The sequence below is a fragment of the Ruegeria atlantica genome, from assembly GCF_013033965.1.
Taxonomy (GTDB): Bacteria; Pseudomonadota; Alphaproteobacteria; order Rhodobacterales; family Rhodobacteraceae; genus Ruegeria; species Ruegeria atlantica_D.
The window spans coordinates 464,478-485,236 of record NZ_WQFE01000001.1 but is presented as its reverse complement, the minus strand read 5'-3'; the positions used below and the strand labels follow the sequence as shown (position 1 = coordinate 485,236).

At 58.2% G+C, this 20,759-nt stretch carries 19 protein-coding genes; 7 read left to right on the top strand and 12 right to left on the bottom strand.

Annotated features, from left to right (window positions below):
- Window positions 1-37 precede the first annotated feature (37 nt).
- Complete coding sequence (locus GOW16_RS02425) at window positions 38-691, bottom strand: DUF938 domain-containing protein (protein ID WP_170409856.1); 654 nt, start codon at window positions 689-691, stop codon at window positions 38-40.
- Window positions 688-1,755: an NAD(P)/FAD-dependent oxidoreductase gene (locus GOW16_RS02420; protein WP_170409854.1), complete on the bottom strand. Its 1,068-nt coding sequence runs from the start codon at window positions 1,753-1,755 to the stop codon at window positions 688-690. The genes GOW16_RS02425 and GOW16_RS02420 overlap by 4 nt, the downstream gene beginning before the upstream one ends.
- A 204-nt stretch (window positions 1,756-1,959) precedes the next feature.
- Here GOW16_RS02420 and GOW16_RS02415 point away from each other — a divergent pair, with 204 nt between their 5' ends.
- Genes GOW16_RS02415 through GOW16_RS02405 form a run of 3 tightly spaced genes read left to right on the top strand, consistent with a single transcriptional unit; the run spans window position 1,960 to window position 4,240 of the window.
- The gene (locus GOW16_RS02415) at window positions 1,960-2,340 is read left to right on the top strand and encodes a hypothetical protein (RefSeq protein ID WP_170410536.1); all 381 of its coding nucleotides are present in this window, start codon (window positions 1,960-1,962) and stop codon (window positions 2,338-2,340) included.
- Between the two features lie 3 nt (window positions 2,341-2,343).
- Window positions 2,344-3,576, top strand: a complete 1,233-nt coding sequence (locus GOW16_RS02410) for an HlyD family secretion protein (RefSeq protein ID WP_170409852.1) — start codon at window positions 2,344-2,346, stop codon at window positions 3,574-3,576.
- A 13-nt stretch (window positions 3,577-3,589) separates the two neighbouring features.
- On the top strand, window positions 3,590-4,240 hold the full coding sequence (locus tag GOW16_RS02405) for a hypothetical protein (protein WP_170409850.1): 651 nt from the start codon (window positions 3,590-3,592) through the stop codon (window positions 4,238-4,240).
- Window positions 4,241-4,337: 97 nt separating this feature from the next.
- On the opposite strand, the gene GOW16_RS02400 is transcribed toward GOW16_RS02405, so the two are convergent.
- From GOW16_RS02400 to GOW16_RS02365, 8 genes are all read right to left on the bottom strand, one after another.
- Complete coding sequence (locus GOW16_RS02400) at window positions 4,338-5,411, bottom strand: BMP family ABC transporter substrate-binding protein (RefSeq protein ID WP_170409848.1); 1,074 nt, start codon at window positions 5,409-5,411, stop codon at window positions 4,338-4,340.
- Window positions 5,412-5,446: 35 nt separating this feature from the next.
- Entirely contained in the window at window positions 5,447-6,367 is a 921-nt protein-coding gene (locus GOW16_RS02395; protein ID WP_170409847.1) for an ABC transporter permease, read from the bottom strand.
- A gap of 3 nt (window positions 6,368-6,370) precedes the next feature.
- A complete protein-coding gene (locus tag GOW16_RS02390) occupies window positions 6,371-7,453 on the bottom strand; it encodes an ABC transporter permease (RefSeq protein ID WP_170409845.1) in 1,083 nt (360 codons plus the stop codon).
- Between the two features lie 39 nt (window positions 7,454-7,492).
- Window positions 7,493-9,010 carry an ABC transporter ATP-binding protein gene (locus GOW16_RS02385; RefSeq protein ID WP_170409843.1) on the bottom strand — a complete coding sequence of 506 codons (1,518 nt, stop codon included), beginning with the start codon at window positions 9,008-9,010 and terminating at the stop codon, window positions 7,493-7,495.
- Complete coding sequence (xdhC, locus tag GOW16_RS02380; protein WP_170409841.1) at window positions 9,007-9,942, bottom strand: xanthine dehydrogenase accessory protein XdhC; 936 nt, start codon at window positions 9,940-9,942, stop codon at window positions 9,007-9,009. The genes GOW16_RS02385 and xdhC overlap by 4 nt, the downstream gene beginning before the upstream one ends.
- Window positions 9,942-12,344, bottom strand: coding sequence for a xanthine dehydrogenase molybdopterin binding subunit (gene xdhB / locus GOW16_RS02375; RefSeq protein WP_170409840.1), 2,403 nt, complete (start codon window positions 12,342-12,344; stop codon window positions 9,942-9,944). The genes xdhC and xdhB overlap by 1 nt, the downstream gene beginning before the upstream one ends.
- Complete coding sequence (gene xdhA, locus GOW16_RS02370; RefSeq protein WP_170409838.1) at window positions 12,341-13,702, bottom strand: xanthine dehydrogenase small subunit; 1,362 nt, start codon at window positions 13,700-13,702, stop codon at window positions 12,341-12,343. Before xdhA ends, xdhB begins: the two co-directional genes overlap by 4 nt.
- A 202-nt stretch (window positions 13,703-13,904) precedes the next feature.
- Window positions 13,905-14,048: a hypothetical protein gene (locus GOW16_RS02365; RefSeq protein ID WP_170409836.1), complete on the bottom strand. Its 144-nt coding sequence runs from the start codon at window positions 14,046-14,048 to the stop codon at window positions 13,905-13,907.
- Here GOW16_RS02365 and dnaE point away from each other — a divergent pair.
- From dnaE to GOW16_RS02350, 3 genes are all read left to right on the top strand, one after another.
- On the top strand, window positions 14,047-17,547 hold the full coding sequence (gene dnaE / locus GOW16_RS02360; protein ID WP_170409834.1) for a DNA polymerase III subunit alpha: 3,501 nt from the start codon (window positions 14,047-14,049) through the stop codon (window positions 17,545-17,547). The two genes, GOW16_RS02365 and dnaE, sit on opposite strands and share 2 nt — an antisense overlap.
- Before the next feature lie 85 nt (window positions 17,548-17,632).
- Window positions 17,633-17,851, top strand: coding sequence for a YMGG-like glycine zipper-containing protein (locus GOW16_RS02355; RefSeq protein ID WP_170409833.1), 219 nt, complete (start codon window positions 17,633-17,635; stop codon window positions 17,849-17,851).
- Window positions 17,852-17,856: 5 nt separating this feature from the next.
- On the top strand, window positions 17,857-18,225 hold the full coding sequence (locus GOW16_RS02350) for a hypothetical protein (protein WP_254429660.1): 369 nt from the start codon (window positions 17,857-17,859) through the stop codon (window positions 18,223-18,225).
- Between the two features lie 21 nt (window positions 18,226-18,246).
- On the opposite strand, the gene GOW16_RS02345 is transcribed toward GOW16_RS02350, so the two are convergent.
- Window positions 18,247-18,885 (bottom strand): imm11 family protein, encoded by a 639-nt coding sequence (locus tag GOW16_RS02345; RefSeq protein ID WP_170409832.1) that lies wholly within the window; start codon window positions 18,883-18,885, stop codon window positions 18,247-18,249.
- A 59-nt stretch (window positions 18,886-18,944) separates the two neighbouring features.
- Window positions 18,945-19,139, bottom strand: coding sequence for a SlyX family protein (locus GOW16_RS02340; protein WP_170409831.1), 195 nt, complete (start codon window positions 19,137-19,139; stop codon window positions 18,945-18,947).
- A gap of 129 nt (window positions 19,140-19,268) precedes the next feature.
- Here GOW16_RS02340 and hisS point away from each other — a divergent pair, with 129 nt between their 5' ends.
- Entirely contained in the window at window positions 19,269-20,756 is a 1,488-nt protein-coding gene (gene hisS, locus GOW16_RS02335) for a histidine--tRNA ligase (RefSeq protein WP_170409830.1), read from the top strand.
- The last annotated feature ends 3 nt before the right edge of the window (window positions 20,757-20,759 follow it).

The window sequence follows — 20,759 nt, the reverse complement described above, 5'->3', positions numbered from 1 at the left end:
GAATATGAGTGAGGATCCAGACTGACCTTGATTTCGATCAGGCGGTTCTTTTTTCAGCGACAAATGCCAGATTGTTGGCTGGCATTTCAACAGGTTCAACCAGAGCCAAGTTGCATTGACACAGCAATTTCAGAATTTCGACGTCGTCTTTGTACCCGATTTCTGGGTCTTGCCGGATAAGCGCTGTGTGAAAGCTCTGATCGCCTTCGCTGATCAGTCGACCTTTGCGCATGAATGGCCCATACAGAACAAGGCGACCACCAGGGTTCAGGGCCATTGCGGCTTCGCTGACCAAGGTCTTTGCCTCGGGCCAACTGATCAGATGCAGCAGGTTTATCAACACAATCAGGTCCTGATCACCGTGCAGCGAATGCCAGCCAGACGCAGTCGCATTCAGCTCGATCGCAGAGGATATGTTTTCGGTGTTTGCGGCGTATGCGTCGATTGATGCGCGCCGTTCGGGTTCAATCTCAGTGGGTTGCCAGTTCAGGCCGGGCAACCGGTTGGCAAAGGCCGCAACATGTTGCCCCGTACCGCTGGCCAGCTCCAACGCGCGACCAGACGAAGGGCCGAACCGTGCCAACAAATCACACAAGGCATCGGTATTCCTGCTGGCCGCCGGGGCGACCATCTTTGGCCCATCGGATACCGTCGCGACGCTGGCATTTGCAGGGAGTTTGCGTTTCGTCATCCACGTAGTCTTTCCGGTCTGAGGGCCGAAATGCTGGATGCGTCCAGTTCGGATTGGGCGCCAATTGCCAAATCCGCCACCAGTTGCGATGCAGCTGGTGCCGTTTGAAAGCCATACCCGCCTTGGGCGGCCGACCAAATGAACGTGGGTTCAGCCGGATCAGGGCCGAGGACCAGCGTACCGTCTGGCGCAAAGCTGCGAAGCCCGGCCCAGTTCGTTTCGACACGTGTGACGGGTTCTGTCACCATCTCTTCGTACCGCGCCAGCCCCTCGGCCAACACCATGTCGTCCGCAAAGGCGTCATGGGGGAAGGTTGGGTCAGCCTCGCAGGGGGAAACGATCAGCTTTCCGGCATCCGGCTTAGCGTACCAGCCCTCACCGGCACCAAGCATCAAGGGCCAAGCCGTCACGTCTTGTCCCGCAGGGGCAGGGATACGAGCCACTGAGCGTCGACGCGGTTCTATGCCTATCGGTGCAACATTCGCCAACGTCGCAATCTCATCCACCCAAGCACCAGCGGCATTTACAAGGGATTTGGCCTCGAAAACCTCTGCCGCCTCGACAACCCAATGCCCGGCTTTGGTGATGCGCTTTACCTTTTGACGGGTCAGCACCAAGCCACCGTTGGTCCGGATCACACGTGCGAAACCCTGCATCATTCGGTCGGTATCAATGTCGAAAGCAAAATCGCTATTCGCGGCAAACCCAACGGATTGAGGGTTTAGTATCGGAACCCGCGATATGGCCTCCTCGACCGGGATTGCTGTCAGACGAAGGTCAGCCTGATCCTCAAGAAACGCGTCCCGTTGATCAGGCCCGGCGATCAACATCAACCCGCGCGGCGATAGGTAGCCGTGCGACCTCAGATAACCCTCGCTCGCTGCATTCAGCGCCTTCACGGAAGGCGGTCCATAGCCCTTTTCAAACAAAGCTGCCGATCGGCCAGAGGTGTGATATCCCAGCGCGTCTTCGGCCTCGAGTACGACGACATGCCCATGTTCAGACAGGCGCGCGCCCGCGCTTAAACCAGCGATGCCCCCCCCGATGACCAAAAAATCGATCATGTCTGTAACTCCGTCAGGGGTTTACTCCAAAAGGCATGGATTTGTGGTCTACTATTGTTCATGCGCAGAGCTTCGCATGCGTAACACTATTGGAAAAGAGGCGTAATTTCCGCAATGTATTCTTGAACCAAAGAGATTGGCCTGATTTTAGTGCCGCCAACATCGGAATCGGAGGAAGACGTGACACCGGCAGAGCTACACCCAATGGCCACGGGGCATATCCCCTCATACGTCACACAAGCTGATGGCAGTGACTTTTTGCTGACCTTCATGTTCATCTTTACCGTTCTGGTGATTGTGTTGATTGGCGTCGGTTATTTTACCTTGCATTCGATCCCCGAAAAGATTGCGCATGAATCCAATCATCCGCAGTTTCAACTCGTAGGGATTTTGGCACTTTTGGCGCTGTTTACTCACAACGGGTTGTTCTGGGTCGCCGCCATTCTGGTGGCCGGGTTCCAGTTCCCGGATGTCGCGGCCCCCTTACGCGCGATTGCCGATGCGATCCGATCCTTGGGCAATCAACGCAGCGATGATCCTGCCCCTGCAGCCCCATCGCAAACCACCGCACAGCAGGAGCAGTAAGAGATGCTTGAAACACTGATGTGCGCGCTGGTCACCGTATTGCCAGATTACTTGTTCCGTCGTTACGTACAGGGCAAACGCATAGGCCACGAAATCACGCTGTTCACCATGTGGTATGAGCTGCGCTGGGGCCTGACCACCTGCGCCATTCTGGCGCTGACCGTGATCACCACCCTGTTTTATTTCCACCCCGCCAGCAAAACGGCGGCATCCTATTTCCGCACGGTGACGATCCTGCCGCAGCTCGGCGGTCGCGTGTCCGAAGTTTATGTCACCAACAACCAGTTGGTCACAGCTGGCCAGCCGATTTTCCGGATCGAGGATTTCACCCAGACCGCACAGGTTGAAGCCGCGCATGCGCAGATCGCGCAGGTTCAGGCCTCACTGAAAGTGGCCGAAACCGATCTGGCCGAGGCCGATGCAGGCATCGCAGGTGCGCGTGCTGCATTGGATCAGTCACTTGAGGATCTGGAACGTAACACCACCCTGCGGGACGAAGGCTCCAGCGCTGTGCGGCTGGCCGAAATCGACCGCCTGGAAAACTTGGTTGCCGAGCGGGAGGCGCAGGTGACCGCCGCGAATTCTCGCCGGGCTGCCGTGGCGCAACAGATCGAAGAACTGATTCCCGCGCAACTGGCCAGTGCAAACGCCCAACTGGACGCTGCGCTGACCGAGCTGGATAAAACGGTAGTAAGCGCCGGTGTGACCGGTCGGGTTGAACAGTTCGGCCTGCAGGTGGGCGACTATGTCAGCCCCTTGCTCAGGCCTGCTGGCATTCTGGTTCCGTCGAGCTCGGGCCATAACCGGTTTCAGGCAGCATTCAACCAGATGGCCGCTCAGGTCATCAAGCCAGGCATGATCGGAGAGCTGGGCTGCATGACCAAGCCCTTTACGGTGATCCCGATGGTGGTGGTCGAGGTTCAGGACGTCATCCCGTCAGGCCAAATCCGTCCTTCGGATGAGCTGCGCGATGTACAGGCCAACAAGGTGCCGGGCTCGATTCTGGTCTATATGGAGCCGTTGTATGAAGACATGGCGGACGACATTCCTCCGGGCAGCAATTGCCTGGCGAATGTCTACACCGACAACCACGAACGGCTGGAACATGAAGACCTGGGCTTTTGGCACGCGGCAGCTTTACATGTGATCGATACGATTGGTGTCGTCCATGCGGCGGGCTTGCGCCTGCGCCTGATCCTGATGCCGGTGAATACGCTGGTTTTGACCGGGCATTGAAGGGAATCACGACATGTTTTGGTCGCGGGCACTCATCTCAGAGGATCTGAGCAGTTGGATATTGGAGTGTTTCGAATGGTTTGACGAAACCTTCGAACCTCCGGCGATGCCAATCGTCCCGACAAAAGAATTCTTCACCGCACCGAGTGGTACGGACGAAAACACGGCGAAACTGGTTCTGGATAACATCAAAAGACATATGGCATTTGATCAACCGGTTGAGTTGATGGCCTTAGATGTGCTGCCTGCAGAGTATCGCCATAACTATCAGTCGCTGGATGCTGTGGCCGGAACCCACCAAAAATTCGATGGTGTGTCAGTCATTCGGTACGATCCGGAGATCATGCACCGCCCGCTTCAATTCATCAACCTCATCGCGCACGAGTTGATGCATGCGCGTCTGGCAGGTTTGGAGGATGATGTTCCGGGTGGATACGAGGCGCATGAACTGGCAACAGACCTCGGTTGTATCATCGCTGGCTTTGGGGTTTTTCAGTTGCAGGCAGCGGATGATGCCGGATGGTTTGGCTATATGACCCAGCCCTCTCGGGCCTATGCGCTGGCCGTTTTCCTAAAACGGCGCGGACTTGGGGGTGAAGCTGTTTCCCCTTATCTTTCGGCGCGATGCAAGACACTACTGCGCCGAGCTTTGAAAGAGGTATAAGGTCAGGTTTCGACGCTGATCAGATATGCCCCGCAAGGGATGCACAAAAAAAGGCCCGCAATTTCTACGGGCCTTTCCAGATTTGATGCACTGAACTTTACTGCGGAATTTCGCCTTCCAGACCTTCGACATAGAAGTTCATGCCCGCCAGCGTACCGTCATCAGCAGTTTCGCCCTCGGCCAGCCAGTCGCTGCCGTCCTGCTTTTTGATCGGGCCCGTGAAGGGGTGATATTCACCTGCTGCCATGGCAGCTTTCATCGCCAGTGCCTCTTCTTTGATGTCGGCGGGTACGGCGTCGGAAATCTCACCGATCTCAACCATGCCTTCCTTGATGCCGTCCCATGTGTTCACGGTTTCCCACGACCCGTCCATAACGGCCTGGGTGCGCGCGATGTAGTAGGGCGCCCAGTTGTCGATGATCGAGGATACGCGCGGCTTGGGGGCGTATTCGCTCATGTCTGAGGCCTGACCAAAGGTGATCACATTGCCTGCCTCTTGCGCGGCTGCCTGCGGCGCGGTCGAGTCGGTGTGCTGCAGGATGACGTCTGCACCCTGTTCAATCAGCACGGTGGCCGCATCGGCCTCCTTTGCAGGGTCGAACCAAGTGTAGGCCCATACGATTTTGAACTCGACATCCGGGTTTACCTTTTTGGCGTGGATATAGGCCGAGTTGATGCCGCGGATCACTTCGGGGATCGGGTACGAGCCGATGTAACCGATGATGTTCGACTCGGTCATTTTACCAGCGATGTGGCCCTGAACGGCACGACCTTCATAGAAGCGGGCTGAATAGACGGACACGTTGTCGGCAGTCTTGTAGCCGGTCGCGTGCTCGAACTTCACGTTCGGGAATTTCTTGGCCACGTTGATGGTCGGGTCCATATAGCCGAACGAAGTGGTAAAGATCAGGTCGGCACCTTCCAGCGCCATCTGGGTCATCACACGTTCAGCGTCCGGGCCTTCGGGAACGGATTCAACGAACACGGTCTCGACCTTGTCACCAAAGTGCTCTTCGACGGCCAGTCGGCCTTTGTTGTGTTCATAGGTCCAGCCGCCGTCGCCGACGGGGCCGACATAGACGAAGCCGACCTTGGTCTTGTCTTCGGCCATGGCCCCCGTGGCCAGACCCAGCGCCACTGCGGCGCTTGTCAGAAGTGAAGTGAATTTCATGTGGTTACTCCCCAAGTTGGTTCAATTGGCCCCGTCTAGTGCGAGGCGTGGAAGGTGCGGCCCAGTGAGGCAGGTGCGCTGCTCTTGTCGGCCGATAGGATCACAAGCACAAGGATCGTGATGATGTAGGGCGACATTGCCAGATACTCGACCGGAATGGCAACGCCCGCGGCCTGCAGATTTAGCTGCAACACTGTGATTCCGCCAAACAAATACGCACCCAGCAATGCGCGCCATGGCTTCCAGCTGGCAAAGACCACCAGCGCAAGAGCGATCCAGCCAACACCGGCGGTCATGCCCTCGGTCCACTGCGGGACGCGGATCAGGCTGATATAGGCTCCACCAAGGCCCGCGCAGGCGCCACCAAACAGGATCGCCATGATACGGATCTTGATGACCTTGTAGCCCAGCGCGTGCGCGGCATCGTGGTTTTCACCCACGGCCCGCAAGATCAGGCCAACGCGGGTGTATTTCAACGTGGCCCAGACGGCCGCGGTCAGAGCAATACCGACATAAAGGATCGGGTCATGCTGGAACAGGATCGGACCGATCACCGGAATGTCGCTGATCAGTGGGATGTGGATGTCCCCCATGCTGGGCGGCTTGATACCCACATAACTTTGCCCAAGCAGAGCGCTGAAACCGAGGCCAAACAGCGTCAAGGCAAGGCCACTGGCGACCTGGTTGGCAAGCGCGACCTGTGTCAGCAGGACAAACAGGAGCGACAGCACCGCGCCGCCAATGGCAGCCGCGATAAAGCCCAGCCAGGGCGACCCGGTTTCGACCGAGATCGCGAAACCGCTGATTGCGCCAACGATCATCATGCCTTCAACGCCGAGGTTCAGAACACCGGCTTTCTCTACGACCAGCTCTCCGATCGCGGCCAGCAGCAAGGGGGTTGCAGCGACCATAAGTGATGCCACCAGAAGGACTGGGTTGATTGCTGAAAGGTCCATGGTTCAGGCTACCTCGCTACGGGCCGCACGAATGCGGTAGTTGGTCAAAAGGTCGAAGGCGAGCAGGAAGAACAGCAACATTCCCTGAAACACCTGAATGGCGGCCGCAGGCAAGCCCAGCTGAGACTGTGCAATCTCACCGCCGATATAGGTCAGTGCCATCAGGCCACCGGCCAGCAAGATGCCCAGAGGGTGCAGGCGGCCCAGAAAGGCCACGATAATCGCGGTAAAGCCATAGCCCACATTAAAGTCGATGCTGACCACGCCGGCGGGACCGGACACTTCGAACATGCCCGCCAATCCGGCCAAAGCACCAGCCAAACCCAGGCAAAACAGGATCAACCGTGCGGGGTTTACACCGGCGAACTTTGCCGCGCGGGGTGCTTCTCCGGTCAGGCGAATGTGAAAGCCCAGCATGTGCCGGTTCAGCAGAACATAGGCAAAGATCACCGCGACAAATGCCGCAACAACGCCCAGGTGCATACCTGATCCTGCAATCAGCTCGGCGTTATGAGCGCTTTCGTAAGATTGCAAATTGCGTGATCCGGGAAAGCCGTGGCCTTCAGGGTTTTTCAGCAAACCCAGCGACACTGAGGCCAGGAACTGTTCGGCCACATAAACCAGCATCAGCGAGACAAGGATTTCATTGGTACCAAATCGCACCTTCAGGAAGGCCGGGATCATCGCCCATATCCAGCCGCCAAACGCACCGGCAATCACCATGATCGGAAAGACATACCAGGCATCCAGCGGATAAAAGGCCAGACCAGCACCCGCGCCAAAGATGGCACCCATAATGTATTGGCCCTCGGCCCCGATATTCCAGATACCGGCACGGAAACCCAAGGACAGGCCAATCGCGATCAGGACCAGCGGCGCGCCTTTCACCAACAACTGCGGGCGATAGTAGAAAGCGAATTCACCGAACAAAGGCTCCCAAAAGATGGTGCCGATGGCTTGAATTGGGTTCTTGCCCAAAATAGCGAACAGGATGCCCCCGAAAATCATCGTGGCCAGCACCGCAACCAACGGAGTGGCATAGGACCACGCCTTGGACGGCTGAGGCCGTTTCTCCAACACAATCATCCGCTCATCCCCCTGTTTTCACTTCTTTTTTGAAATGTCTTAGACATGGGCCACCTCCATGCCATGCGCGCCACCCATCATCAGGCCGATTTCGTCGACCGTCAGGCCTGTGGTCGTGCGCGGAGCGCTGAGCCGCCCCTCATTGAGCGCTGCAAAGCTGTCTGATATCTCCATCAGCTCATCCAGATCCTGAGATATGCAGATGACCGCGGTGCCTTTTGCTGCCAAATCCAAAATGGCCTGGCGGATCGACGCCGCAGCGGCCGCATCCACACCCCAAGTCGGTTGGTTCACGACCAGCACGTCGGGGTTTTGCAGGACCTCGCGTCCAATGACGAATTTCTGCAGGTTGCCCCCTGACAGTGATCGCGCGGCGTTTTCAGGCCCGGGCGTGCGAACGTCAAAGGCACTGATGATTTTTTCGGCAAAGCTTTTGGTTTCGGCCCACTTGAGGAACCCGTTGTTTTCAAGCCCTTCACGGACCGAGCCGGTCAGCAAGGCGTTTTCAGTCAGGCTCATGTCAGGTGCAGCGGCGTGGCCCAAACGTTCCTCGGGCGCTGTCAGAACGCCCAGTTTGCGGCGCGCGGTCGGTCCCAGTTTGCCGATCGGCTGGCCGTTGAACTTGATTGCGTCCGGCGCTGTGATGATCTCGCCCGACAGAACGCCCAGCAATTCGTCTTGTCCGTTGCCCGCGACACCTCCGACGCCCAGAACCTCGCCCTTGCGGACGGTCAAGTGGACATTCTTCAACGCTGTTCCGAACTCGGATGGTGATGGAACCGATAATCCGCTGACATCCAGGGCAACCTCACCAAATTCACGCCCAGAACGTTCGGGTGTTTGCAGGGTGGAACCCACCATCATCTCGGCCATATCCCGAGCCGATGTTTCAGACGGAACACATTCGCCCACATTTTTGCCCAGACGCAAGATCGTGGCGTGGTCGCAAAGCGTGCGGATTTCTTCCAGCTTGTGCGAGATATACAGGATGGATGTGCCCTCGGACCGCAATTTATTCAGCGTTTCAAACAGGATATCGACTTCCTGTGGCGTCAGGACCGAGGTCGGCTCGTCCATGATCAGCAGCTTTGGATCCTGCAAAAGGCAGCGAATGATTTCGACTCGCTGACGTTCTCCGGCGGACAGATCGCCAACGGTGCGATAGGGATCCAGCGGCAGACCGTAGGTTTCCGATACTTCGCGGATACGCGCAGCCAGATCGCCCATGGCTGGCGGGTTCTCCATCCCCAAGGCAATGTTCTCGGCCACGTTCAGCGCGTCGAACAGCGAGAAGTGCTGGAACACCATCGCAATCCCGTCGGCCCGAGCGGCCCGTGGTTCGGGCGGCGCAAAGGGTTGGCCGCGCAGCAGCATGGTGCCGCTGTCTGGCTTCACCAGGCCGTAGATCATTTTCACCAGAGTGGATTTTCCAGCACCGTTTTCGCCCAGCAAGGCGTGAACCTCGCCCTCACCGATGTCAAAGGACACCTGATCATTGGCCACGACGCCGGGATAGGCTTTGGTCAGCCCTTGTAAGCTTAGAAGTGGAGTGGTCACGCGCTCAGGTCCTTCTTTATTTCAGTCTGCCGGGCAGGGCGCAAGATTTGCGCCGCGACACCGACCGCGATCATCTGTGGGTGTTTGCCCAAGGCTGGATCCCCGATTGGGCAGGTGATCCGGCCAATCCGCTCGGGCGCATGTCCCAAAGCAGCCAGCCGAGACCGGAACCGCGCCCATTTCGTAGCCGAGCCGATTAGTCCGGCAAAGCGGAAATCGTGCAAAAGCAAGCGATTGCACAGTTCCAGATCCAAATTGTGTGAATAAGTAAGCACAAGATGCTCGGCATCCCGCGGCGCATGGCGAACCAGCTCGGCCGGTTTTCTGGCCGGAACCGTGGTCACGCCTTTTTGCACGTCATCCGGAAATCGCTCCGGTCCGGTATCGACCCATGTGATCGACAGGTCCGGCAAAGGCGACAGAACATCGACCAATGCGCGGCCAACGTGACCGGCGCCCCATATCCACAGATTGCGTGTCGGTTTATGAACCGGTTCGACCATCCAACCGTCAATGAGCTGCGGCTCGGGCACGAGGCCCTGACCGCGGGCCTGCGACAACAGGCGCTTAACCGTCAGTGGCATCTCACCACCGGAAGCCGATCGCGCAATAACTGCATCATCTAACCGGTCGACGGCTTTTTGGTCATAGATTTCACTCAGCAGGGTTACCGCACCGCCGCAGCACTGGCCCATATCGGGGCCGAGCGCGTGATGAGTTTGGCGTGCAGTTGCGACCTGAGTCCGCGCGGCCTCGGCCGCCTGATACTCCAATGTGCCTCCGCCAATCGTGCCGCTTTGCCCATCCTCCCAGACAAGCATTGCAGCGCCAACTTCACGGGGGGACGATCCCTTAATTCCGGCGATGACAACCCGAGCCACACGCCCATGGGTTTTGACCGCCTCCCTCAAAGCCTCCAGGTCAAATCCCATCAGGTTCCTCCCTTTACCCGCTGGACACCCTTCCAGATTTCCTCAGCCGTGGCGGGCGCATCCAGTGCCGGATAGCTGTCCCCGCAGGCCGCCACTGCATTCGACAGGGCAAGCCACGCGGAGATGCCCAGCATGAACGGCGGCTCTCCGACCGCCTTTGAGCGATAGATTGTGTCTTCGCGGTTTTCACCGTCCCACAGCGCGACGTTGAAAACGTCTGGCCGGTCAGAACAGGCCGGAATCTTGTAGGTGGATGGCGCATGTGTGCGCAGGTTGCCCTTGCCATCCCAGACCAGTTCTTCCGTAGTCAACCAACCGGCACCTTGCACGTAGGCACCTTCGACCTGGCCGATATCCAGAGCCGGGTTCAATGATGCGCCTGCGTCATGGAGGATATCGGTACGCAGAATGCGGTTTTCGCCGGTCAGTGTGTCGACGGCGACTTCGGTGATAGACGCACCATAGGCAAAGTAGAAAAACGGACGGCCTCGGCCTTTGATCCGATCCCATTCGATCTTAGGTGTTTTGTAGAACCCGGTTGCCGACAGGCTGACCCGGCCCTGATAGACCAGTGCCGCAGCTTCTGAGAACGTATAGCGTTCTTCGCCGACCGAGACATGGCCGTCCGAGAATGTCACCGTCGAAGGATCGGCCTGATGTCGATGCGCCAGATAGTCGGCCATCCGGTCGCGGATCGTGTCGCAGGCCGCTTTGACCGCCATGCCGTTCAAATCACTGCCCGAAGAGGCGGCCGTAGCCGAAGTATTCGGCACTTTGGCTGTGTCTGTCGCGGTGATTTTCACCATCTCCAACGGAATGCCAAAGCGAGAGGCAGCCACCTGCGCGACTTTTTGGAACAAGCCCTGACCCATCTCGGTGCCTCCGTGGTTCAGGTGGACCGAGCCGTCCTGATATACGTGCACCAGCGCACCCGCCTGGTTCAGGTGGGTCAGCGTGAAGGAAATACCGAACTTGACCGGAGAAAAAGCGATGCCTTTCTTGATCACACTGTTCTCGGCGTTCCACTTCTCAATGGCAGCCTTGCGTGCGGTGTAGTCGCTGGATTGTAGCAACTTGGCGGTCATACCGTGCAGTTCGAAGTCACTGACCTCCATCCCGTACGGCGTGGTGTTGCCACCGGCGGGCAGGGGGCGCACCGGCGCATCACCCGTCTCAACCGCACCGCGGCTGGTCAGGTCTTCATGTGGGTCGACGTGCCCCAGCGGCTTTTCCGCAAGTACAGGATCGGCAACCACGTGCGCGGGTTCATAGTAGTTCCTGCGACGCAGTTCGACCGGGTCTATGCCCAGTTCATGTGCGGCATGATCCATCACACGTTCGATCCCGACCATACCCTGCGGACCACCAAATCCGCGATAGGCGGTGGCCGATTGAGTATTGGTCTTCAACCGGTGGCTCTCGATCCGGGCATTGGGCAATAGATAGGCGTTGTCCGAATGCAGCATCGCACGGTCGGCGACGGGCAGAGACAGGTCCTGCGCCCAGCCGCAAATGGCATGGTGCAGGAAGGATACGCCCTGAATATGGCCGTTCTCATCAAACCCGGCCTTGTAAGCAATTCGGAATGCGTGCCGCTTGCCGGTGATGATCATGTCATCGTCGCGGTCATAGCGCATCTTGCAGGCCTTGCCGGTCGCACGTGCTGCGATAGCGCACGAGACAGCCAAAGCGTTGCCCTGACTTTCCTTGCCGCCAAAGCCGCCGCCCATACGGCGCGTTTCAACCCGAACCGCGTGCATAGGGACACCTAGAGCGTCCGCAACCTTGTGCTGAATCTCGGTCGGGTGCTGCGTCGAGCTATGCACCAGCATATCCGCGCCTTCATTGGGCACGGCCAAAGCGGCCTGACCTTCAAGATAGAAGTGCTCCTGGCCCCCCAGCTCAAAGCTGCCCTCGATGGCATGCTTCGAACCGGCGATAGCCGCATCTGCATCGCCTTTGGCGTAAATGCGCGGGCCGTCCTCGAACCGACTGTCGGCGGCGAGCGCCTCTTCGACCGTCAGGATAGGCGTTTCTTCGGCGTAGTTGATCTTGCCCAAGCGGGCCGCTTTGCGTGCCGCCAAATGGCTGGTGGCGACTACAAGGAACACCGGTTGGCCGATGTAATGGATCGTGCCATCCGACAGCAACGGCTCGTCATGGATGGATGGGGAGACGTCATTGGCAAAGGGCAGGTCGTCGGCGGTCATCACCATGACAACGCCATCAGCCGCTTTCACAGAAGACAGATCCATCGAGGTGATCGTGCCCTTGGCAATCGGGCTGAGACCAAAGGCCAGATGCAACGACCCCTTGGGCGTCGGAATGTCATCCACATAACGCGCAGTTCCAGAGACATGCAGGGGCGCCGCGTCGTGAGGGAGTGGTTTGTTCACGCTCATGCTGACACCTCCAGTACGTTTGTTACTTCGCCGTGATCCTCAAGGAAGTACCGTTCGAGCATAGCTTTGGCTGTCTCCAACCGGTACGTGGCCGAGGCGCGCATGTCGGTCATTGGGGTGAAGTCATTGTCAAAAGCGGGAATTGCGGCTTGAACGGTCTCGCTTGTCCAGGGTTTGCCTGTCAGTGCGGCTTCGACATGCGAAGCGCGCTTTGGAATGCCAGCCATGCCACCGAATGCGATACGCGCATCAGCGACCATGCCGTCCGCCACGGTGATGTTGAAGCACCCACATACGGCCGAGATATCCTGATCGAACCGTTTGCTGAGCTTGTAAGCTTTCAAACGGTCTTGCTGTCGCGGGAAGCTGACGGCCTCGACGAATTCTCCGGGTGCCCGGTCTTGTTTGCCGTAGTCGAGGAAAAATTCTTCCAGCGGGACCGAACGGCGTTCATCGCCTTTGCGCAAGTGCAACGAAGCACCCAGAGCGATCAGGGCGGGTGGGTTGTCCCCAATGGGCGAGCCGTTGGCGATGTTGCCGCCAACGGTGGCCGCATGGCGCACTTGAACGCTGGCATAACGGCGGATCATCTCGGCATAGGATGGATGCTGATCAGCCAGAGCTTCACCCATGCGGTTCATGTCGACCATCGCACCGAAACGGACTTCGTTATCCGAAATTGTGATCTCTTTCAGATCATCGCACCGGTTTAGGAAAATCACCGGATCAAGGTCGCGTAGCTGCTTTGTGACCCAAAGCCCGACATCGGTTGCGCCGGCAACCAGTGTAGCATCCGGGTGTTTGGCATAAACTTCTGCCAGTTCATCCGAAGACCCCGGCAACATCCGCGGTGTTACCCGCGTCGCGACAGGTTTGTCTTTCACCCAAACCGGCACGGGGACTTCCTCGGCGGCTTCAGCCGCGCGAATGATCGGCGCGTAGCCGGTGCAGCGGCACAGATTGCCAGCAAGTTGCGTGTCGTGGTCCGTCGCACCATTGGCGTGACTTGCAACCATCGACATGACGAATCCCGGGGTGCAGAAGCCGCATTGCGAGCCGTGCAGATCCACCATCGCCTGCTGGACAGGGTGCGCCTCGCCGTTGGGGCCACTGGCGCCTTCGACCGTGCGTACAGCCTTACCATGCAGTTGCGGCAGAAACAGGATGCAGGAATTCAGCGCCTTGTGGCCACCTTCATCCGTCACCATGACGGTGCAGGCCCCGCAGTCGCCTTCGTTGCAGCCTTCCTTGGTGCCGGTCAGGCCGCGATCCTCGCGCAGCCAGTCCAGCAGGGTCGCTGTCGGATTGACATCCGCCAGTTCCACTGTCTCTCCGTTCAGAAGAAACGTGATATTCATACGAGAAACCCGTCGCCTTACCCGGTTGCGCCCTCGGATGCCCTCCTTCGATGCGACGTAGAAAGAGTAGCGGGCGAATAGCTTGCCTTCAGATGTTAGAAACAGCGCAGGTTGTCTGGCAAGAAAAACTACCTATGTGATACACCATTGAGCACTGGCGCTGCGTGATTGTTATGTTCATTTATTGATCACCCGTTTGAAACTAAAGCGCTTTTTCTCTTTGGTTACTACCGGGCTCCGAAGCACCTTCTGGAAAAGCCGAATAATCAGCGCGCATCTTTTTGGCGTTCCGAAGCCAAGGTTCCTGCTTTTGCCGGGCGTCCGGCTGAGATAGCGTGGCGGTCATGAGCAGTACTCCTCGATTCATTCACCTTCGTGTTCACACCGAATATTCCCTTCTGGAAGGCGCCGTGCGGCTGAAAAAACTGCCGGGTCTGTGCGAGAAGATGGAGATGCCTGCCGTCGCAGTGACGGATACCAACAGCATGTTCTCGGCGTTAGAGTTCTCGGTCACCGCCAGCGGTGCCGGGGTGCAGCCGATCATGGGCTGTCAGGTCGATCTGACCTATGTTCAGGCGCAGCCGGGAGAAAAGCCCAAAGCGCCCGCGCCGCTTGTGCTGTTGGCGCAGTCCGAGGTCGGGTATGAGAACCTGATGAAACTCAGCTCGTGCCTTTACGTGGACAAGGGCGGGCAGTTGCCGCAGGTGACGTTGGAAGAACTTGCGGACCGATCTGACGGGTTGATCTGCCTGTCAGGTGGACCGGATGGTCCGGTTGGGATGCTGTTGCAACAGGGACAACGACCAGCGGCTGAGGCCTTGGTGGATCGATTGTCCGCTATGTTTCCCGATCGCCTCTATATCGAACTCCAACGTCATCCGGGTGACGGTGGTCAGCCAGAGGCGGAACGTCTGACCGAGCGCGGCCACGTCGAAATGGCCTATGCCAAGAACCTTCCTCTGGTCGCTACCAATGACGTCTATTTCCCGACCACAGATATGTACGAAGCGCACGATGCGCTGATTTGTATCTCGGAGGGGGCCTATGTCGATCAGCAAGAAGGCCGCCGCCGCCTGACCGCGCAGCACTATTTCAAGTCGCAGCAGGAGATGGCGACCTTGTTCGCCGATCTGCCAGAGGCCATTGAGAATACGGTCGAGATTGCCAAGCGCTGTGCGTTCATGGCCTATCGCCGCGATCCGATCCTGCCGAAATTCGCTGATGACGAGGTCGCCGAACTGCGCCGTATTGCGAATGATGGTTTGCAAAAACGTCTGGCAGTGATCCCGCACGCAGTAACGCCAGAGGAATATCAGGAACGCTTGGACTTCGAGCTCGACATCATCGAAGGCATGGGGTTCCCCGGCTACTTCCTGATTGTTGCCGATTTTATTCAGTGGTCCAAGGATCAGGACATCCCGGTGGGGCCAGGTCGTGGCTCGGGCGCGGGGTCTCTGGTGGCCTATGCGCTAACGATTACTGACCTTGATCCGCTGCGCTATTCGCTGCTGTTCGAACGGTTCCTGAACCCGGAACGTGTGTCGATGCCTGACTTCGATATCGACTTCTGCATGGATCGCCGGGAAGAAGTTATCCGTTATGTTCAGCAGAAATACGGCCGCGACAAGGTGGGGCAGATCATCACCTTTGGTGCGTTGCTATCGAAGGCCGCCGTGCGCGACATTGGGCGCGTTCTGCAGATGCCGTATGGGCAAGTGGATCGCCTGTCCAAGATGATCCCGGTGGAAGGCGTCAAACCCGTTTCCATCGAAAAGGCGCTGAAGGACGAACCGCGTCTGCGCGAAGAGGCGCGCAACGAAGAGGTTGTGGAGCGCCTGCTGACCTACGGCCAACAGGTCGAAGGGTTGTTGCGGAACGCGTCGACCCACGCGGCGGGTGTGGTCATCGGCGACCGCCCGCTTGATGCGCTGGTCCCACTCTATCAGGATCCGCGCTCGGACATGCCCGCGACCCAGTTCAACATGAAATGGGTGGAACAGGCCGGGCTGGTGAAGTTCGACTTTCTGGGCCTGAAAACGCTGACCGTGATCCAGAACGCGATGGACATCATCTTCAAGTCCGGACGCCCCCTGCATGTCGCTGCCGACGGCACAGAACTGTATGAACCCGCCGAAGGGGCCGAGAACCAGATCAACGCCATCCCGCTGGATGACGAGGCGACGTACAAGCTGTATTCAGCGGCCAAGACCGTGGCAGTGTTTCAGGTGGAATCCTCGGGCATGATGGATGCGCTTAAGCGTATGAAACCGGACTGCATCGAAGACATTATTGCCCTCGTCGCGCTCTACCGCCCCGGTCCGATGGAGAACATCCCCAAGTTTTGCGAGGTCAAGAATAAGCTGAGCGAGCGGGACACGCTGCACCCGTCCATTGACCATATCCTGGACGAGACGCAGGGCATCATCGTCTATCAGGAACAGGTGATGCAGATCGCTCAGGAAATGGCGGGCTACAGTCTTGGCGGAGCTGATCTGCTGCGTCGCGCGATGGGTAAGAAAATCCAAGAGGCGATGGACGCCGAACGGCCCAAATTCCTCAAGGGCGCCGCCGAGAATGACGTGGATGAGGCCAAGGCGACCGAGGTCTGGAATCTGCTGGACAAATTCGCCAACTACGGTTTCAACAAATCTCACGCGGCGGCCTATGCGGTGGTCAGCTATCAGACGGGCTGGCTGAAGGCGAACCACCCGGTAGAGTTCATGGCAGGTGTCATGAACTGCGATATCCACCTGACCGACAAGCTGGCCGTCTATTTCGAAGAGGTGCGCAAAGGCCTGGAATTGCCGTACGTGCCGCCTTGCGTGAACCGCTCTTTGGCGACATTCGATGTGGTTGATGGGCAACTGGTCTACGCGTTGGGGGCACTAAAGAACGTGGGTGTCGAGGCGATGAACCTTGTGGTTGAGGGGCGTGGGGATAAGCCGTTCGTTAACCTGTTCGACTTTGCCCGTCGGGTTGACCTGAAAAAGGTCGGTAAACGCCCGCTAGAGATGCTGGCGCGGGCAGGGGCCTTTGATCAGCTTAACAAGAACCGCCGCCGCGTGTTCGAAAGCCTCGATCCGCTGGTGCAATACTCTGCGGCGATCCATGACCAGAAAAATTCGAACCAGGTGTCGCTTTTCGGCGAGGCTGGTGATGATTTGCCGGAACCGCGCCTGTCTTCCTCGCCGGACTGGCTGCCGGCAGAACGCTTGAGCGAGGAATTCAAAGCCATCGGTTTCTATCTGTCGGGTCACCCGCTGGATGACTATATGCCGGCACTGAGGCGCAAGCAGGTTTTGACGCTGGATGAGGTGACGGAAAAAGCGCGCTCTGGCCCATTTATCGCCAAAATGGCTGGTGTTGTCGCCGGGCGGCAAGAGCGTAAGTCTGCACGCGGAAATCGGTTCGCCTTTGCCCAGATGTCCGACCCGACCGGTGCATATGAAGTGACGCTGTTTTCAGAAACGCTGGAAAAGTCACGAGAGTATCTGGAAACCGGAGCACAGGTGGTGCTTACCGCCGAAGCAACAATGGAAGCGGATCAGCTCAAGCTGTTGGGCCGCTCGGTTGGTCCTGCTGATTCACTGGTGGCGGAGGCCGGGGCGACAGGGTTGCGCATCTTTGTTGACGAAGTGCAGGCGGTTCCAACCGTCGCCAAGGTACTTGAGGATGCGGCAACTGCGGCCAAAGGCGCGGCGCGCGGGCCGATCCAACTGTTGTTGTTGGACCCAAGCCTGCCGGGGGATGTCGAAATGGATCTGGGCGCGGAGTTTCCAATCAACCCGCAGATCAAAGGTGCGATAAAATCACTGGAAGGTATTCTGTCCGTCGAAGAGATCTGACCTCTCTTTGTTGCCAGACAGTTAGCACCCCGCTAGGCTGACCTAACAGAGATGTCTTTGGGTCATACCGCGGGAGGGTGTAGATATGACAATTGCGGGTCTCAGTTTCAGAAGAGTTTTGTTTGGAGCGGTGGCATCGCTTGCGATGGTTTCAGCGTCGGTTGCGCTGGCGGACGACAAGAAGAAAAAGAAAACCATCGAAGGCGCGCTGATCGGCGCGGGCGTCGGGGCCTTGATTGGTGACGGCAAGGGTGCAGCGATTGGCGGCGTGGCCGGTGCCATCATCGGACATAACTGGAAGTGATTGTGATGCAGTTTATCAAACTTAGAATTTTCGCCTGCGCCGCAATTCTGGCGGCTCCTTGTCTGGCAACGGCCGATGAGGCAGCTGAACAGATGGTGCAGGATGCCCTGCCGGTCATGCACTATACCTGCGCCTCGATTGCTGAAGAGGCGGATGGCGACGAAGAATTTGTCGTGACTGTTGTTGCAAAGATGACAGCGCTGTCTCTTCATAATCGCCAGATCAATATCGAAGATCATGCGGCCACGGATGAGGAAAAGGCTCAGCTACGCGAAGCCTTCATAGCCGCGCTGTCGGAAGGATGCGCCGCAGATAAGGATGCGCTTTTGGGCGGAGTGGTCGATAATGCTGTGAAATCGACGCTGGGGTTGTGACCTGCGGTGATTTTGGGCGCGCTAAAGCGTGCCCACCGCACAACGAACCAGAGCCCAACCTTTTTCCATCCCGGCGGCCTTGAGGCCAGCAACAAGGCGGTCGGACAGGAACAGTAGTGAAGGCACTTTAGGATCCAGCCAGATATCCGGGCCGTTCAACGCCTCTGGTATGACGACCAACTGGTCTTCTTTCCCGATCACTGGAAGATACCTAATCCCACCACCTCGGCAATTTAGAGGCGCGCGAATATCACCTTCCGGGCCAAGCGCTTCATAATTGCCCATGGCGCGTTTGTTACCCACATTCAGCAAATAATACGGCTCAGGCGTTGACAGACGGGTTTCGCCTGGATCCATCATGGTCAGCGAGTGAAAAACCGTTTCCCCGAGGTCGAATTGCTCAAGAACAGCCTTGGCAGGCTCAGAAACCAATGGATAGCCACCGCCACTGATGAACGGAGGCGGGGCATATTCGGGATGTGCATCGAAATGCCAAATATCGCCGACCTGCTCTTTGGTTAGGACTTCCCCGCGCTTCCAGCCTAGAGACGATTCCTGAACCATCCTCTTTGACCACTCAACCAGTTCTGGAGTTTGTTTTAAACGCCAGTCCCCAAACTCCTTACGGAGCACTGCTTGAACTGCGGTGCCGTCATTCACCGTCGTGGAAATCCAGACGCAGAGGTCACCGTTCACATCATTCGCCATCAGCCGAGCACTCAATAGTGCGGCGGGCGTTCGTCGCCCAAAACGATCCCGCCCGAGCCTTCCTGCTCGCGTTCACCTTCGCGGCGCATCAGCATCTCAACCCGGCGGGTCAGGCGATCAATCTCGTCCTGCTGGCGGGTGACGACCGTGTTCAGTTCTTCGACCGTGCGGGTCAGATGGGCGATCTGTTCTTCCAGATGCTGCATTGGGGGCTCCTGTGTCCTGAGCCGGTCATAGCGATCCCGACAGCCCATGACCAGCGAAAGCGCGCCTTGCCCCGATGCGGGGCATGGGATAGACCGCGCGCGGAACATGACCCGTGAAGGACGCCCCCGATGGCCAAGCCAAAGAAACAGCCCCGCCCCAAGGCCATTACGCCAAAAGGGTTCCGCGACTATTTCGGCCAGGAAGTCACGCAGCGCACCGAGATGCTGCGGGCTATTGCGGACGTCTATCATCGTTACGGGTTTGACGCTCTGGAAAGCAGTGCGGTTGAAACTGTCGAGGCGCTGGGCAAGTTCCTGCCCGACGTAGATCGCCCGAACGAAGGCGTGTTCGCGTGGCAGGAGGTTGACGAGAACGACAAGGGTGACTGGATGGCCCTGCGTTACGACCTGACCGCGCCTTTGGCCCGTGTTTATGCGCAGCACCGCAATGACCTGCCGACGCCCTATCGCCGCTATGCGATGGGTCCGGTCTGGCGGAACGAAAAGCCGGGGCCGGGGCGGTATCGTCAGTTCTATCAGTGTGATGCGGATACGGTGGGCACGGCCTCGATGGCCGCTGACGCCGAGATTTGCGCGATGCTGTCAGATACTTTGGAGACGGTCGGCATTCCCCGCGGCGATTATCTGGTGCGAGTAAACAACCGGAAGGTTCTGAACGGTGTGCTCGAGGCGATGGGTTTGGGCGAGGACGCCGCAGCCCGCGACAACGTCCTGCGCACTATCGACAAGTTCGACAAGGTGGGCGAGCAGGGCGTGCGAGAGTTGCTGACTAAAGGCCGCCTGGATGCCTCCGGCGCTTTCATCGACGGCGTTGGCCTCAGCGACGATCAAGCCGAGCCTGTGATTGCCTTCCTGACTTCCAAGGCTTCAGATACGGTTGGTACGCTGGCCAATCTTCGCGCCGCCGTTGGCAACAGCAAAATTGGAGCGGACGGCATCGCCGAATTGGAGCAGATAGGCACGCTGCTGGACGCCGGTGGATATGGCGCAGATCGGATCGAGATTGATCCGTCGGTCGTCCGTGGTCTTGGGTATTATACCGGGCCGGTCTACGAGGCCGAGCTGACCTTTGAAATCTTCGACGAGAAGGGTCGAAAGCGGCAGTTTGGATCGGTGTCGGGCGGTGGTCGCTATGACGATCTGGTCAAGCGGTTCACTGGGCAGGAAGTGCCTGCGACCGGTATCTCCATCGGTGTCGACCGCCTGTTGGCTGCCCTGCGCGAAAAGGGCCGGATCGCTGCGCAAGCCACCGGTCCTGTGGTCGTCACCGTCATGGATCGCGACCGGATGGGCGATTATCAGACGATGGTGGCCGAGCTGCGCAATGCCGGCATCCGAGCTGAAGTTTATCTGGGCAACCCCAAGAACTTCGGCAATCAGCTGAAGTATGCGGACAAGCGGAACTCTCCGATTGCGGTGATCGAAGGGGGTGACGAAAAAGCCAACAGTATCGTTCAGATCAAGGACCTGATCCTGGGTGCCAAGATCGCCGAAAGCGCCACTCTGGAGGAATGGAAAGAGCGCCCCAGCCAGTTCGAAGTGCCGCGCGGTGATCTGGTCGCCAAAGTGCGCGAAATTCTGGACAGTCAGGACTGACCT

Excerpts from the sequence above, each read along its gene's own strand:
- GOW16_RS02425 (WP_170409856.1), bottom strand. The coding sequence starts at position 691 with ATGACGAAACGCAAACTCCCTGCAAATGCCAGCGTCGCGACGGTATCC.
- GOW16_RS02420 (WP_170409854.1), bottom strand. The coding sequence starts at position 1,755 with ATGATCGATTTTTTGGTCATCGGGGGGGGCATCGCTGGTTTAAGCGCG.
- GOW16_RS02415 (WP_170410536.1), top strand. The coding sequence starts at position 1,960 with ATGGCCACGGGGCATATCCCCTCATACGTCACACAAGCTGATGGCAGT.
- GOW16_RS02410 (WP_170409852.1), top strand. The coding sequence starts at position 2,344 with ATGCTTGAAACACTGATGTGCGCGCTGGTCACCGTATTGCCAGATTAC.
- GOW16_RS02405 (WP_170409850.1), top strand. The coding sequence starts at position 3,590 with ATGTTTTGGTCGCGGGCACTCATCTCAGAGGATCTGAGCAGTTGGATA.
- GOW16_RS02400 (WP_170409848.1), bottom strand. The coding sequence starts at position 5,411 with ATGAAATTCACTTCACTTCTGACAAGCGCCGCAGTGGCGCTGGGTCTG.
- GOW16_RS02395 (WP_170409847.1), bottom strand. The coding sequence starts at position 6,367 with ATGGACCTTTCAGCAATCAACCCAGTCCTTCTGGTGGCATCACTTATG.
- GOW16_RS02390 (WP_170409845.1), bottom strand. The coding sequence starts at position 7,453 with ATGATTGTGTTGGAGAAACGGCCTCAGCCGTCCAAGGCGTGGTCCTAT.
- xdhC (WP_170409841.1), bottom strand. The coding sequence starts at position 9,942 with ATGGGATTTGACCTGGAGGCTTTGAGGGAGGCGGTCAAAACCCATGGG.
- xdhB (WP_170409840.1), bottom strand. The coding sequence starts at position 12,344 with ATGAGCGTGAACAAACCACTCCCTCACGACGCGGCGCCCCTGCATGTC.
- xdhA (WP_170409838.1), bottom strand. The coding sequence starts at position 13,702 with ATGAATATCACGTTTCTTCTGAACGGAGAGACAGTGGAACTGGCGGAT.
- dnaE (WP_170409834.1), top strand. The coding sequence starts at position 14,047 with ATGAGCAGTACTCCTCGATTCATTCACCTTCGTGTTCACACCGAATAT.
- GOW16_RS02365 (WP_170409836.1), bottom strand. The coding sequence starts at position 14,048 with ATGACCGCCACGCTATCTCAGCCGGACGCCCGGCAAAAGCAGGAACCT.
- GOW16_RS02355 (WP_170409833.1), top strand. The coding sequence starts at position 17,633 with ATGACAATTGCGGGTCTCAGTTTCAGAAGAGTTTTGTTTGGAGCGGTG.
- GOW16_RS02350 (WP_254429660.1), top strand. The coding sequence starts at position 17,857 with ATGCAGTTTATCAAACTTAGAATTTTCGCCTGCGCCGCAATTCTGGCG.
- GOW16_RS02340 (WP_170409831.1), bottom strand. The coding sequence starts at position 19,139 with ATGCAGCATCTGGAAGAACAGATCGCCCATCTGACCCGCACGGTCGAA.
- hisS (WP_170409830.1), top strand. The coding sequence starts at position 19,269 with ATGGCCAAGCCAAAGAAACAGCCCCGCCCCAAGGCCATTACGCCAAAA.